Annotated in this window: 10 protein-coding genes; 4 read left to right on the top strand and 6 right to left on the bottom strand. The window is 44.6% G+C overall.

What is annotated here, in order from left to right:
• Positions 1 to 41 precede the first annotated feature (41 nt).
• From BLR84_RS07735 to BLR84_RS07745, 3 genes are read right to left on the bottom strand one after another with little or no spacing between them, the layout of a single operon-like run.
• A complete protein-coding gene (locus tag BLR84_RS07735; RefSeq protein WP_090466623.1) occupies positions 42 to 3,383 on the bottom strand; it encodes a DUF5107 domain-containing protein in 3,342 nt (1,113 codons plus the stop codon).
• Between the two features lie 17 nt (positions 3,384 to 3,400).
• Positions 3,401 to 4,747 (bottom strand): sugar porter family MFS transporter, encoded by a 1,347-nt coding sequence (locus BLR84_RS07740; protein WP_090466624.1) that lies wholly within the window; start codon positions 4,745 to 4,747, stop codon positions 3,401 to 3,403.
• Between the two features lie 41 nt (positions 4,748 to 4,788).
• Positions 4,789 to 7,026 (bottom strand): alpha-amylase family protein, encoded by a 2,238-nt coding sequence (locus BLR84_RS07745; protein ID WP_143013860.1) that lies wholly within the window; start codon positions 7,024 to 7,026, stop codon positions 4,789 to 4,791.
• 396 nt (positions 7,027 to 7,422) lie between these two features.
• Between BLR84_RS07745 and BLR84_RS07750 the strand changes: the two genes are divergently transcribed.
• Positions 7,423 to 8,328 (top strand): AraC family transcriptional regulator, encoded by a 906-nt coding sequence (locus tag BLR84_RS07750; RefSeq protein ID WP_218128248.1) that lies wholly within the window; start codon positions 7,423 to 7,425, stop codon positions 8,326 to 8,328.
• 9 nt (positions 8,329 to 8,337) lie between these two features.
• Here BLR84_RS07750 and BLR84_RS07755 read toward each other — a convergent pair whose 3' ends face one another.
• The gene (locus BLR84_RS07755) at positions 8,338 to 8,655 is read right to left on the bottom strand and encodes a hypothetical protein (protein ID WP_090466627.1); all 318 of its coding nucleotides are present in this window, start codon (positions 8,653 to 8,655) and stop codon (positions 8,338 to 8,340) included.
• A gap of 262 nt (positions 8,656 to 8,917) precedes the next feature.
• Positions 8,918 to 9,859: an NADP-dependent oxidoreductase gene (locus BLR84_RS07760; protein ID WP_090466629.1), complete on the bottom strand. Its 942-nt coding sequence runs from the start codon at positions 9,857 to 9,859 to the stop codon at positions 8,918 to 8,920.
• 35 nt (positions 9,860 to 9,894) lie between these two features.
• Here BLR84_RS07760 and BLR84_RS07765 point away from each other — a divergent pair, with 35 nt between their 5' ends.
• A complete protein-coding gene (locus BLR84_RS07765; RefSeq protein ID WP_255366879.1) occupies positions 9,895 to 10,827 on the top strand; it encodes an AraC family transcriptional regulator in 933 nt (310 codons plus the stop codon).
• Here the strand turns inward: BLR84_RS07765 and BLR84_RS07770 are convergent, their stop codons facing one another.
• Entirely contained in the window at positions 10,828 to 11,568 is a 741-nt protein-coding gene (locus BLR84_RS07770) for an SGNH/GDSL hydrolase family protein (protein WP_090466633.1), read from the bottom strand.
• A gap of 841 nt (positions 11,569 to 12,409) precedes the next feature.
• Here BLR84_RS07770 and BLR84_RS07785 point away from each other — a divergent pair.
• Both BLR84_RS07785 and BLR84_RS07795 read left to right on the top strand, forming a co-directional pair.
• Complete coding sequence (locus tag BLR84_RS07785; protein WP_090466639.1) at positions 12,410 to 13,702, top strand: esterase-like activity of phytase family protein; 1,293 nt, start codon at positions 12,410 to 12,412, stop codon at positions 13,700 to 13,702.
• Between the two features lie 1,031 nt (positions 13,703 to 14,733).
• The gene (locus BLR84_RS07795; RefSeq protein WP_090466643.1) at positions 14,734 to 15,027 is read left to right on the top strand and encodes a GIY-YIG nuclease family protein; all 294 of its coding nucleotides are present in this window, start codon (positions 14,734 to 14,736) and stop codon (positions 15,025 to 15,027) included.
• Positions 15,028 to 15,048: the final 21 nt, after the last annotated feature.

Genomic DNA, 15,048 nt, shown 5'->3' on the forward strand with positions numbered 1-15,048 from the left:
ATCCCCGCATCAGATGTATTGACGCGGGGATTAAAATAGTATTAATTGGTTACACCTGCCGACTGTTTGGCCATATCCAAATGGATCTTGCTCCCTGCATGCGTGGCATCCAGCTGCAATACTTTGTTCAACATTTGTTGCGCGATATCCAGTTCATGCAGTCCTAATGTGCCCAGGCCCTGTAAAAAACTGGTATGGATGCGGTTGCGCAGGTTCAGATCATCATCAAATATCAGCAGGTTGGGCAACGATACGGCGAAGTAATCGATCTTCACCTCATCATCGGCGTGTTGCGCTCCGTAGTTAACCAACTTTTTAAATATGCTGTTGGCGCGCTCTGTATTACCCAGTTTTTTCCAGGCCAATCCCTGGTAAAAGATCTTATCGGGCTGTTGATCGTTATAAAACACAGCTGCAGATGGCTCGTCTAAACCAATGGTAGCCTGTTCAAAGTATTTTTTAGCCTGCTCCGGCTGAGCCGCTGCCTCATAGACACAACCTAGCCAGTAATCAATATCGTTCTCCTGGGTTCCGTATAATTTACCTTCGCCCAGGTTATGCGGGTAGGTCTTAGCATTGTTGAGGAAAGTAATGGCTTTTTCGTACAAGCCTTCTTCCATATATTTTTTAGCCAGCTCTATTAGACCGAATACATACTGACCGGATGCCTTACCTTCGCCGCCCTCCCACGGATGGAACTGGCGACTATTCAACAAGTTCAAAGCGGTTTCATGATCGCCCAAAAGATTGTACAGCGTTACCCTTTCCAGGTAAACATCATCACGCTGATCGGCTACAGCCAGATTATTTTCCAGGAATTTCAAACGCTCATCTGGTGATCTGTTCAATCTTTTATAGAGCTGATCAAGCTCCATCAATACACGGGCATCTGTTTTATCGAGCGCAAACGCTTTTTCAAAATACTCCAGGGCTTTTTGCTCGTTATTTTGTTTGTTGAAATAAGCGATAGCCAGGTTACGGAAAACTGTCGGGAATTTATCGTCCAGTTTGGCCGATTTTTCCCAATAAATGACCGCATCGTCATACTGGCGTTTATCATAAAACAAATTACCCAAATAGTAAGGTGCTTTGGCATTGGCGGGGTTAAGTTCAATGGCCAGCTGCAGAATACCGATCTCATCCAAACGGTTAGGAAAACACAGGTATGGGTCTGCTTTGGCAGCTTTTGCCAGCCATTCAGCAGCTTCGGCCTTGCGACCGCTCTGATGGCTCAACCAGCCTAAAGTATAATAAACTATGGGGTTTGATTCGGCAGGCTTTACAACCAGTTGCAATAGTTGCGATGCTTCGTCATATAAACCAGCCGCGGCGTAATCCAGGGCGTATTCAATGAAATTCTGATCGTCGTGACGTGAAAGCGTTAGCAATTGGTTCAGGCTCTCATCTGTTTTATCAGCATCATTGTTTATCCTGTAAGCCAGTACTTTTTCAAATATCGCGCCCAGGTTAAAGCCATCACGCTCCAAAGCGGTGCCAATAGTAGCCAACGCTTTATCTACCTGATTAAGCTTACGATAAGCTGCCGCTTTGATCACGTACGATTTACTGTTGGCGGCGTTCCTATCCAATGATTGGTTGATGTGATCCAGCGCCAACGCATAATGACCACGCGCCATATCTATCTGCGCCACGCAGAAAAAGCCGGTATCTTTCCAGGCATTACTCCAGGTTGATTTGTAGAAAACGGTGTACGCCTCATCGGCTCTGCCTAAAAATTTCAGGCAAAGACCGAGGTTATAATAAGGCTCACTGTCATAAGGATTAGGGTTACGTTGTATGCTGGTTTCCACCGCCTGGCGCAAATAAGGCTCGGCTTTGGCAAATTGCCCCTTGCGGATATACCATTTACCCAGCGCATTATTATTGCGAATATCTGTGGGTTCCCGGCGTAAGGCCTCCTCATAATACGGGATAGGGCTGTATGTAGCATGGCGATACTGTTCCAGGTGCTGCGCGGTTAAAAACAGTTGTTCTACACTCTCCACATCAGCCGGGGGCAGTGCGGGTTTTGCAGGTAAAGGCATCTCGTTCTTTTTGTTTTTGGCAGGTTCGTAACGTAATACCTCCTGTTTACTACTGTTGGTGATGATCAGCAATAATTCGTTCTCATTCACATTGCCTTTAACGAGTACTTCCTGTACGAAAACCTGTTCAGGGTTAATATCAGTTGTATGGGCAAACAATGTTTCCCCTTTGTAACTCAGGCTGATGTTCAAACCGCTTTGTGCGGAAGTTACCTGTACTTTGATGGTTATTTGATCACCATCTTTGCTTAGCGCCAGCAGGATATCTTTGCTGGCATTTTTTACCATACCCAGTTCGCGGTAAGGCAGAAAATACTGCGTAAAAGTTTTCTCTTCGTAAGGCATCAGCCAGCTAAAATCGGGCTGGTTATCGGTGAATACACCTGTCATTAATTCTATATAAGGGCCGTCCTCGTCGGTGAGGTTCCTGTCCCAGGCCTGGCCAAAATCACTATGACCCCAGGTCCACTGTTTTTTACCGGGCGATACATGATGATTAGCCACGTGCAGCAAACCACCTTGTGAATCGTGCTCATAACCACCCACAAAATCATATTCCGAGTTGATAGCCATGTATGAGGTGGGCACCGGAATATTCTTATACATCGAAATATCGGTACCCGGCGAATAATCAACCTTGTAATAGGTACCGGTAGCGATAGGAAAATCAGATACATCGCGTTTACCGTGATCAAATACCGCGTTCACATCGGGCGGGAAAACCGACTGGTAATAATCGTTCACCTTCACCGCCGGGTTTGCCCACCACAGGAAAGTTTGTGGTAAGGAGGATCGGTTAAACAATTTGGCTTTGATCTCAATATATGCCGTATCCGGGCGAAGCGTAAAACCAGCCATCCCCTTGGTATGGAACATGCGTTCTACCTCGTTCACCCAAACAGTTTTACTGCCGTCGGCGTGCTCTTCTAAAGTATAATCAATGGGATCAAAAGTGCTTGGGCGATGATGCTGCGGCCAGTTAAACTCAATACCACCAGAGATCCACGGACCGGTTAAACCTACCAGCGCCGGTTTGATCACCTGGTTATAGTATATAAAATGACGCTGTTTGATCTTGTCGAAAGCCATCTGGATTCGTCCGCCCAGTTCCGGCAGGATCATTATTTTCAGGTATTTATTCTCCAAAAACAGGCCTGTGTATTCTTTATCTTCTTTTTCGTCGGCAATTTTTTCGATCACCGGATTGGGGTATACTACGCCACTGCTGCCCTGGTAAACGCGTTTTTCAAAAAACATCGGGTTTTTATCGGGTTTGCCCACACCATACGTAGGGATCACAACTTTTTCTTCCCAAACGGATACATTAGAATGATGCATATATATTTTTTTGATGATTAATGTCTGATTAAATTTTCTTCCAGTTCTTCGAGGGTTTGGCCCTTGGTTTCTTTAACACGCGCTTTTACAAACAGGAAACCCAGGAAACAGATACCCGCATACAGGTAAAATGGCCCATAGGTACCTAACTTTTTGGCCAGTATAGGGAACGTGAAAACCAATATAAAGTAAGCGCCCCATAGCGACACAATAGCTACCGAGGAGGCTACACCCCTGATCTTGTTAGGAAATATCTCTGAAATAAGTACCCAAGTAACCGGAGCCAATGAAATGGCATAGGTACTGATAGCCAGTAACACAAATATGGATACCAATCCCGCCGGGAAATGATTTTGCAGGGCAACGGCCAGCACAATGTACAATATGGATAAGCCCAACGAACCTACCAGCATCAATGGACGACGGCCCAACTTATCCACCTGCCACATAGCTAAAAGGGTAAATACCAGGTTCACTACGCCAATAGATACGGTTTCCAGCAGCTGACGATTCAGATTAGCCCCTACCGACTCAAATATGGTGGAGGTATAGTTGAATACCACATTAATACCGCAAAACTGCTGAAACACAGCCAGCGTAATACCCACCACCACCGCCGGGCGAACGGCTTTTTCGAACACCATTTTGTAGGATTGCTTGGCCGTACTTCCTGCCAATGATTTTTCAATGGCTTTCATGGTAGTATCGGCAAAATCTACCGATCCTATTTTGTTGAGCACTTGTTGGGCTTTGGCCACCTGACCCGATTTCATGAGCCATCTCGGGCTTTCCGGCAGCCAGGTTACCCCGATCAGGAACACGGCAGAGGGCACAGCACCTAAGCCAAACATCCAACGCCAGGCATCATGACCATGATCAGCCAGGAAATAATTGACCAGGTTGGTTATCAATATACCAATCACCACCGTAAGCTGATTGATAGCCACATTACGGCCACGCACTTCGGCTGGTGAAACTTCGGCAATGTACATGGGGCAAAGCATGGAAGCCATGCCTACGCCTATACCCGCTGCAAAACGCAGCACAATAAAATAAGTAAGGGTTTGCGCAAAGGCTATGCCGATGGACGATACCGCGAAGATCAGGGCGGCTACCATCAGTCCCGGTTTACGGCCATACTTATCTGCCATGTTACCAGCAAGGAGGCAGCCTACAATACATCCTAATGCTAATGAGCCGGTCAAAAATCCTTCCCACACCGGGTCGAGCGCGAATTGGGTACGCAGGAATGGTAAAGCGCCCGAGATCACGGCAAAGTCGAACCCAAAAAGGTATCCGCCCAGGGCCGAAATAAAGGAGATCCCGATAATATAACTACTATTGAATGTTTTTGAACTACTCATTGTTTAGGATATGTTTTACTGGTTTAAGCATAATATCGGTATTATTTAGTCGCTTTATCTATCGCGACTAATTTTATCATCACCGCATCGATAGGTGCAGCGCTCAGTTTAAATTCGGTATCGCCCTTTTTTAATTCACCTATTACAGCATCGGTCAGCAGATCTTTAAACTGATAAGCTTTGCCGGCATCCAGGTGCAGGGCCGAGCGGGTTAAAACCTGCTCAAAATTCCTTTGCCTGTCGAAATTGAACAGGGCCAACAAAGTATTTTCACCGGGCAGGTAAAATGACAATTGCTGATCCAGCGTTTCGCCATCTGCAGCTTTCAACGGTATAAATGCTTTAGGGTGACTAAAAAACGTGGCTATCTGCTTATTGTTTAAAAATGTCTGCGCGCGGGTTGCCGCCAGCGGGTGCCTGAAATCGGAACCATCGCCCAGGATACTTCCCATCACCATCATAGCATATAACCTTACCTTGATATCCTGCTCACTCAGGTCGGGGTTTTTCTGAAAATTTTTCATGATGCTCACATCCAGATTGGTATATGGAAACAAAGTACCCTGCACCCAACCCATGTGTGAGCCTGTAGCCAGTGAAGCCCCGGTACTACCATAATGCGGGAAGCCCGGCTGATCATCCCTCAAGTGCGAATACACATCTGTTGATATAAAACGGGTGTGCGCGTACTGATGCGGGAACATAGGCGATATGGCCTGGCTAATAAAAATATCTTTTCCTAAGATAGAATCAACCAGGTGGCGCAGTGTTTTCATACCATAATCATAAGCCTGCATACCTGTGCGGATATTTTTATTATAGCGGGTGGTACTTTCCAGCGCACCACCTGTCAGAAAATCTATTTTTAGAAATTTAGCGTTGATGGCTTTGGCTTTTTTCAATTGCTGTATGATATACAGGCGAACAGCCGGATGCGTGGGATCCATCGCGTAAGCCCCCCATTTGCCATCTTTATACATAATAGGTTTACCCTCGTTATCATGCAGTAGTACATCTTTGAGCAGATAATTTGATCCGGCTATCTTTTTTCCATCAATATCATCCTTCCAGTTCCACATAGCAAAAGGGATAAAGTAAAAGCCCATTTGCTGGTTATTTTTAGCGAAATATTTACCCAGATTGGCCAAAACTTCGGTCGAGTAAATACCCTGATCATAAGAGTCAATACTCATCACCGGTTTAGAATAGCCACTGAAATTGGTTAGCGTATGCACAAAATCAGAGATCTTTTCAACAGCGGGCGGCATCATCACACCCTCATAGCCTAGCACGCCTTCCACCCCAAAGCTATTCCAGTATACCGGGGCATTATCATTCCAGGTTTGTTTCCCATTGATGGCCGAATTTACCTGTCCGTACTGTGTAAAAGCCTCATGCAGATCATCCATCGCGCATAAAAATATAGTAGGCGAGCTAACCGACTGCCCAACCGCGGTACCATGTGCCACCAGGTCATGCGTGCCGTCGTTACCACCATAGGCTGGCTGTAGTTTAGGATCATCGGGGGTAGATGCGCCACCAAAAACCCGGAGCGAATCCACATAACCCAATTCTGTTGAGGTTTGATAAGCCAGGCCCGTTTTCCAGAAATCGTGCTTTACACTGCCGATAACCAGGCCCGAGTTTTTCAGCATATCATAAATGGCTGCGAACTCATAAGTAATACCTGTGGTTTTAGGCCCCCCTACTTTGGGCCAGCTTCTTTCTAATGTCGGTGTCCAGTCGTCATTATCAAAAGGCATATCCAGTATGCGGGGCTCGGTACCGGGAATATATAACTTGCCTTTATATTGAGGAAGCACGGCTATAGGACTAATATCGCGGGTTTCTAAGGGAGCCGCTTTCGAGTCTTTATTTTTAGCGATTAAACTGATCAGGGTATAAGGATGACCCTCATAATTGGTAAAACGCTGCTCCAGTATAAATGAGTGCTTATGATCGCTATGCGTAATAGTTATCTGCCGGCCGGTGCCTATATTATCATGAACCTCGGCGGTAGTATATTGATGATCGGTAAAATCGGCCGATGAGGTAATTCCCGATTTTAAGTCATTGATGTAGGCTACTGTATTTTCGATCCGGATGCCGCTGGGGAATACATAATTCACCATACCGGTATGAGCATCCAATTTAATAGTCACGTGGCCGGTGGTCACTTCCAACTTATCCAGCGTGGTAATGGTCTTTTGCGCGGATGCCCATTGACCACATATTAATAAAACGACAATAGTAAAGGGGCGGAGTAATCTTTTCATCATAGTTTATACCGGTAAATCATATTATCAATCGTTAACAGGCAGACCGTCATCTACAATCCGGCGGGGCAGGCACTCTTAAATATGGATACTACGTTCAATTGGTTACGATGTAAATCTCACAGATTAAAACAGATTAAAAAATAGTTAATGTTACGATAATGATGGACTTTTTTATGACAACCACCATAATTGATGTAGAATAAACATTTAACCTTTGGTTTAGCAATTTTCTGCTTTAGGATATAAACAACAGGCAGATAAAACATCTGCCACCTGTTCGTCGTACAATACCATCCTCCGTAAAATGAAATATTTTATGGTGTTTTTGTTTTTTTTGAGTAATGTTGTGTACCATATTCCAAACCAGTTAAAATACCCTATATATCCCTGCAAAAAATGATAAAAAGCACAGCGTTAAGAAGGCGCGAAGGTTTTGAAGGGCAAAAACTTATTGTGTTGCCCAAAAAGATCATAGCCAACTTTTTAAGTAAAGACCCTGTAACCAAACAGGTGTATATTACTGATATAGGGTATTACCCAAAAGCCAGTCATCATTATGCCGAACGGCCCAATGGTATCAACCAGCATATTATCATCTATTGCACAGAAGGTTATGGCTGGCTGGAGATCAATAAAAAGAAGGTAGAAGTATCGCCATCACAATTTATAGCCATACCGGCCAATACTCCCCATAAGTACGCCGCTAATATGGATAAACCCTGGACCATTTACTGGATACACTTTAAAGGCGAAATATCGGCTTTTATTATTGATCTGATCCTCCAAAACTCCGAGAACTACAAACCCTACTTGTCTTACAACGAGAACCGTATCAAGCTATTTGAGGATATTTGCCATAACCTTGAGAAAGGCTACAGCGGCGATACTTTACGCTATGTGAACATGATATTTTCGCATTTCTTATCCTCGTTGATCTATGAAGATAAATTCAATCAGCTGGAAGAAAATACGGATAACAATGTGGTCGAGAAAACTATCAGTTTTATGCAGGATAACATCAGCAAGATCCTCCGGCTTGATGATCTTTCTACGTTTGCCAATTTATCAACCTCGCATTTTTCGGCGCTTTTCAGGGCCAAAACCGGCTATGCCCCTATCGAATATTTTAATCAACTTAAGGTGCAAAAAGCATGTCAGTACATTTCGTTTACAGCTATGTCTATCAAAAATATAGCTATTAGCCTGGGGATCGAGGACCAGTATTACTTTTCGAGGATGTTTACCAAATTGATGGGGAGCTCGCCTAATGAATACCGCAAAAAGATCAAGTCGACATTATAAACCATTATTTCAAGCCAATAAAGCAGGGTTTGGATCGCCCATATGCGTAAATAAGCGCTTAAAAAAAGAAGTGATCCTATCCAGCAAGGTTTGAGTTTTTACGGGAGTAGCAGTTAGTATATCCTCTTGTTTCGGCTCATCCGGAGGCTCATTTACCCCTTGCATTTCTTCTAAAATACTTTCACGTATGGTAGGGTCGCGGTTCACAATGGCGTCCAATTCTGTAAGCTCGTTAAAGGTGGCTTTCCCGCTTTTTTGTCGTTTTATTAAAATATCAAAACGATCCTGGTTAAACGTACGTCGCTCCAAATATTTACGCTGTTTCATAATAACCTCACTACTTGCATAATTGATATCAAAGCAAATGCCATCGTTTTATTTAATTGATTATCAATGTATTAAAACGATAATTTATTTAAACGTGTGCTATTTTGATACATTATATTGTTCGTTTCCGGTCGGTTATAATTGTTGTAAATTTATGGTTCAAACTACCATAATGCCAATACCCCAGCAGGCTGATATTGCCGGTGCTGGGGAAATAGGCTTGAATAACCGCACTACCCGATAGCATGGTTATTTAATTCTTTTAAACGGTCACCACTACTTTACCCCGGGTTCTACCGCTGGCAATTTGTTGATGAGCCGCAGCCATCTGATCAAACGGAAACACCTGCGATACATAGGATTTGATGATACCCTGCTCCAGCCATTGGGCTATTTGTTTCATATCATCGCCGTTTGATTCAACCAGGAAAAAGTACCCATGAATTCCCCTGGCCTTTGCTTTTTCGGTCACAGTTTCGCCGATGCCCGATGGTATGCTGATTACCGTACCGCCTTTTTTGGTTACCTCGATAGAACGATCGATGTTATCCCCGCCGATGGCATCAAACACCAGGTCGATATCGTGCAGCACCTCCTCAAAACGTACGGCTTTATAGTCGATATGCTCGTCGGCACCCAGGCTCAGCACAAAATCCTTATTGGCAACAGATGAAGTCCCGATCACATAAGCACCCAGGTGTTTAGCTATCTGTACCACATAATTACCAACCCCACCAGCCGCGGCATGTACCAGCACTTTTTGACCAGGCTGTACATTGGCTTTATGGGTTAAACCCTGTAAAGCTGTAAGTGTGGCCAGGGTTGCGGCGGCGGCTTCTTCATGACTGATATTGGTAGGTTTTAGCGCCAGGTGATTGGCCGGAGCGGCTACATATTCGGCATAGGCCCTGCCATGGCCCGGAAAATTCACCATGCCAAATACGGCGTCGCCTACTTCAAACCCGGTAACCGCGCTGCCCTTTTGGGTTACAATGCCAGATATATCCCAACCCAGGATAAGCGGGTCTTCATTTTTTAAACGGCCCGACATACCTTTACCAATAGTTGTTTTTACATCGACAGGATTTACGCTGATGGCTTTTACTTGTACCAATACTTCGTTATCTGCAATTTCAGGAACCGGTACTTCGGCTATCTGTAAATCATCAGCACCTTCAAATCCTTTTAATATGATCGCTTTCATGTTCTTTTTTAATTTTATGGTACAAAATTATACAGATGACACAGTTCATTATTTGTACAAATAATACCAAATGCTGTACATTTGTGTATATGTATCAGGAAAACTTACACCAGGAGTTTGAGATAGTTTATAAAGAACTTAATGAAAACCCTCAAAAGGCGCATCAGCATAGTTTTTTTGAGCTGATTTATATTGTTAGCGGCACGGGTACACAATGCATCAATAAGAACACTTTCGATTATCACCAGGGACATTTATTTTTGATAACCCCGCAGGATTGCCACTCCTTCGAGATCAAAACCACAACGGGCTTTTTCTTTATCCGCTTTAACGATATCTATATCCGCAACCAGCAACAGGACCGCAAAGCCAAGAACGACTGGCTGCAACAAATGGAATTTATTTTACAACATGCCAGTCACCAGCCGGGTTGTTTATTGTGTAACAATGGTGATAAGCCACTGGTAAAAACACTGGTTGAAAGCATCATTCGCGAACAGGTAAATCGCGAGGCCCATTATACCGAATTAATCAAACAACTGGTGAACACCATACTCACTATTGTGGCCCGCAATATGACCATGATGCCTGTCAGCTCTTGCCAGGTCACCGGACTGAGCAATGAGCCTGCGGTGGATATTATCCGCTATATACAGGAAAATATTTACGAGCCCGAAAAGCTGCGTACCGAACTCATCAGCGATCATTTTGGGATAGCACAGGCCTACCTGGGTCGTTATTTCAAAAAACATACCGGCGAAAGCTTGCAGCAATACATCTCCAGCTACAAACTTAAACTGGTAGAAACCCGTCTGCAGCACAGTGATATGCGTATCAATGAGATCGTTCGGGAGCTGGGCTTTACCGACGAAAGTCACCTGAACCGCCTGTTCAAAAAGCACAAGGGCATCAATCCTTCAGCATTCCGTAAACAGAACAACGCGGCCTACCAGCCTGTACTGCAATAGCTATTTTAAAGCTTTGGCAATGGCCTGCTCCGTAACTGTAGCCATCACCCGGTAACCTGCGGCGTTGGGGTGTACCCCATCGGTAGTGAGTTCGGGCTTTTGTCCGTTGCGCTCATCAACAAGGGGACTGAAATAATCCAGCAGGGTCAGGTTATTTTCGGCAACGTAGGCTTTGATGAGCTTATTGAGCGCCATGATCTTACCGGCAGGTTCAATGCCTTTGCGCCATGGATAATCAAATACAGGCAGGTAAGCACACAGTATCACCCTGATATGGTGCAGCTTAGCAAGCTCGGTCATAGAGCGAATATTGTTCATGATGTAATCATTGGTCAAATGGCCGTAATTGGAGGCAATATCATTACTGCCAGCCAGTATAATCACCGCTTTGGGTTTCAGGTCGATCACATCCTGTTGAAAACGGATAAGCAGTTGCCCCGAGATCTGTCCGCTCACACCTCTGTCCAGGTAAGGTTTACCCTTAAAAAACTCAGGCACAGTAGTTTTCCATCTTTCAAAAACAGAGCTCCCTAAAAAAACTACCCGCTTTTCGCCCGGTTTGGGGTCGCCAACCTCTTTATTCTCCCGGGCATAATGAGAGATCGCTGCCCAGTCGTCCCGGAAATCCTCTTTGGCAACAACGGGTTTATTTTTTCCGGTATCAGGGTTACTTTGCTGCGCGTAACCGGCAAAGGCGATCAATAATCCGGCGGACAATAACAGGCTGAATTTTGTATTCATTTTGGAGATAGATATCGGTATAAAAACTTTTTAAAGGTATAATTTTAACACTTTTCTGTCTAAAAGCGAGGCAAAAACAGCTCAAAATCGTTCGAAAACACCTCATTTTAACACTTTTTAACAAATTTTAACACTGTTTTAACGTGTTTTTAAAACTTTAAAAAGTATTAATTTACTGATTATCAAATAACTATATACAAAACAGCCTATTTTGGGCTTGTTTTTCTGTTAACCAAACAGCCCGGTTCTCTGGTAAAAAGAGGACCGGGCTGCTGATTGATATAAATATACGAAAAGTTATGGGAAGATCTGGTGACGAGGTTTTGTCTGATTGAACGCAGTCGACGACTCAGCCCGGCATCGCTGCGTTCGCTGCCCCTCTTCGCCTGCGGCGGAAAGAGGGTGGGAGGAATTTTTCCGGTCCATACTTTATCTTCCGTCAGCAGAACAGCTTCAGGTGAAAGCGGGCAGAACGATGTTGGCCTGTGTGGCTGCAGGGGCATAGCAAGTTTTTGCTGAAGCGCAGGGAAATGTGCGAACGAAGTTGGGCAAAATAATTGCAGCCCGTGGTTCTGTCCGGTTTGCAGGGCGAAGGCCTTGTGCGCAAAGAAGCATTTCTGCTGAAAGCCTTTTTGGTTACTTTTGTGGCGACAAAAGTAACTGGCCCTCCCGCGGCCAAGAGCGGGTTTGCGCCAAGTAAAGCGTCTCTGTATAGCATAGAGATTGCTTCGTTCCTCGCAATGAAGTGCAGAGCACCACCAATCAATTATTTTTAACTTAACAATTCCTTTACAAACCGGGGTTTACTTTGTGGCAACTTATTCTATAAACCCTACCTCCCATGAAAAAAACTTTATTAACCCTATTTGCTTTTAGCGCTATCGCGCTTAGTGCTTGTAAAAAGGACCATCAAGTAAATATTGCCCCACCCTACCCGGATATGGCCGAAGCAGCCGATCCGGCCGTTTTGATGACCACCGCCGATGGTGTAAAAGTATATAATGGTGGCTTTGGTTCGGCCATTGCCCCCGATTCTAAAGATGCTAATGTTTTTTACCTGCTTACCGACCGCGGACCAAATGCCGCCGGTTCAGTTGCCAACGCCATCATATTTGGCAAAGCCGACTTTACTCCTGAGATAGGTAAATTCAGATTGAAAGACGGCAAGCTGGTATTGGAGCAAGCCATTCAGCTTAAAAATACTGCCGGACAACCTCTAAACGGTTTACCTAATCCTACAGGCGAGGGTGCTACCGGCGAGATCGCTTTTGATCTTAGCGGTAACCAGATCGCACCAAGCGCCGACGGCATCGACTCAGAAGGCATGGTTTTAGCCTCCGACGGCACCTTTTGGATCAGTGATGAGTATGGCCCTCATATTGTACATTTTGATGCTTCAGGCCGCACTATTGAGCGTATTAACCCATTCGGGACGGGAACCGGTGGTCGTAAAATACCATTGGTATTTGCCAAACGCAAACCCAACCGCGGCATGGAAGGCCTCACCATTACCCCCGACGGCAAAACACTGGTGGGCATGATGCAATCGCCAATGCTTAACCGCAATAAAACAACTGTCGCCAATTCAACTATACTGCGTATTTTAACTTTTGATATCGCCACAGGCGCTACCAAACAATATGCTTATGTGATGGACAATGTGTCCCTTACCGGTGTGAGTGATATTGTAGCGGTGAACGCCACTACCTTTTTAACTATCGAGCGTGATGGCTTATACGGCGGCGCGCCAACCAAGCCGGCTACCTTTAAAAAAGTCTTTAAAATAAGCCTTACAGGCGCTACGGATATCTCCGATGAGGCAAACAGTGCCACGGGCAAGCTTTATGACACCAAAACAGTGGAAGAGTTGAATGATCAGGCCGGTTTGCAGGGAGCTGGTATTACCCCGGTGTCAAAAACCCTGGTGCTCGACCTGCTAAAAGACCTGCCAACCGTTTATCCGCATGATAAAGCCGAAGGACTGGCCCTGCTACCAGGCAATATCCTGGCCATCTCTAACGATGATGATTTTGGCGTGCTGGATAATGGCAAAGGCGGTTTCGCAGCCAAGATACTGCCAGCTACTAATACAGTTGACCATAACAGCATTTATTTTGTTAAGATCAAGTTGTAGGGGTTAGAGTCAAGATAAAAGAGGCAAGAGATAAGAACCAGGAATCAAGATAGAAATCTGCATTCATAAAAAAGCCATCCCGAAATTCGGGATGGCTTTTGTTTTTGTTTGTCTTCTTTATGGATTATCACATCCCTTACATCAGCTTAAGCCCTGAAATACAGAGAATTTACTTCAAATAACAAGCTAAAACACCGGTAATTTTATATTTGAAAATACGGTGTTTTCACGGATTGCGGAGGCTTATAACTCTACTTACATTTGTATCAATGCGTTTTACTAAAACTGCTGATAATGAAATTAGGGTTAACTGGTAAAGTACTTATTTTTTTTATCCTGCTTTTGGCCATTTTAGTACAACGCCCAAACTATCAATTGGTGAATGTCATAACTGATGGTTTACGTCCCAGTTGGGGATTGATACCACACCTTAGATCATTCATTTCATTGTTTACGAATATATCAAACTTCTTTAGGGGAGTTTATTAAGAATAACACCTATGAAAAGCACCTTGAGAAAGTGCAAACAAGATTAAGTATATTGTTGGTGATATGCTTAGTTAAATGGTCCTGACCGGCCGCAAAAACAAGCATTACCTTTAATAGGGTAGTGCTTTTTTGTTTGATAAAGGGGCTGTCACCCTGACTATCGAAACATAACACTCCATTAAAAGCCCGGGCCACGTGCGATTCCTTCCCTCGGGAAGGGGAAAGAAGGGGTTTATACATCATACCGGTTTATGCCGCATGAATAAACCCCTCCCTGCCACAACACCACCCAACCACACCCCTCCCGTGGGGAGGGAATTGATTGTCACCCTGAGCCTGTCGAAGGCGCGCGCGCAGAGGCCTGCCCACCATGCTTCGACGGGCTCCAAGAGATACCCTCTTTTTGAAAATTGCAAAAAGGCCTGTCACCCTGAGCTTGTCGAAGGGTCGCTCGCAGAGGCCTGCCCACCATGCTTCGACGGAGCTCAGCATGACACCCGTTTTTTCTATTTTTACCAAGGTGATTAGTTATCTTTAAACTGATGAACCACTATCATGTTTATATATTGCGTTGCAGCGACGGCACTTATTATACTGGAATAACCAACAATATCGAAAGACGATTAATAGAACATCAATCAGGCGAAAACCCAGGATGCTATACTTACAAACGCCTGCCTGTACAACTTGTTTTCAATGAAGTGTTTAACGATGTCAATCAGGCAATCGTTTTTGAAAAACAAGTAAAAGGCTGGCGGCGCGAAAAGAAAGAGGCTATTATAAATGGCAAGTGGGATCTATTGCCAGAATTAGCGAAAACCTTTAAAAACAAATAGGCCTGTCACCCTGAGCTCGTC

It is taken from the genome of Mucilaginibacter sp. OK268, assembly GCF_900103125.1.
Lineage (GTDB): Bacteria > Bacteroidota > Bacteroidia > Sphingobacteriales > Sphingobacteriaceae > Mucilaginibacter.

Excerpts from the sequence above, each read along its gene's own strand:
- BLR84_RS07735 (WP_090466623.1), bottom strand. The coding sequence starts at position 3,383 with ATGCATCATTCTAATGTATCCGTTTGGGAAGAAAAAGTTGTGATCCCT.
- BLR84_RS07770 (WP_090466633.1), bottom strand. The coding sequence starts at position 11,568 with ATGAATACAAAATTCAGCCTGTTATTGTCCGCCGGATTATTGATCGCC.
- BLR84_RS07740 (WP_090466624.1), bottom strand. The coding sequence starts at position 4,747 with ATGAGTAGTTCAAAAACATTCAATAGTAGTTATATTATCGGGATCTCC.
- BLR84_RS07745 (WP_143013860.1), bottom strand. The coding sequence starts at position 7,026 with ATGATGAAAAGATTACTCCGCCCCTTTACTATTGTCGTTTTATTAATA.
- BLR84_RS07760 (WP_090466629.1), bottom strand. The coding sequence starts at position 9,859 with ATGAAAGCGATCATATTAAAAGGATTTGAAGGTGCTGATGATTTACAG.
- BLR84_RS07785 (WP_090466639.1), top strand. The coding sequence starts at position 12,410 with ATGAAAAAAACTTTATTAACCCTATTTGCTTTTAGCGCTATCGCGCTT.
- BLR84_RS07755 (WP_090466627.1), bottom strand. The coding sequence starts at position 8,655 with ATGAAACAGCGTAAATATTTGGAGCGACGTACGTTTAACCAGGATCGT.
- BLR84_RS07765 (WP_255366879.1), top strand. The coding sequence starts at position 9,895 with ATGACACAGTTCATTATTTGTACAAATAATACCAAATGCTGTACATTT.
- BLR84_RS07750 (WP_218128248.1), top strand. The coding sequence starts at position 7,423 with ATGATAAAAAGCACAGCGTTAAGAAGGCGCGAAGGTTTTGAAGGGCAA.
- BLR84_RS07795 (WP_090466643.1), top strand. The coding sequence starts at position 14,734 with ATGAACCACTATCATGTTTATATATTGCGTTGCAGCGACGGCACTTAT.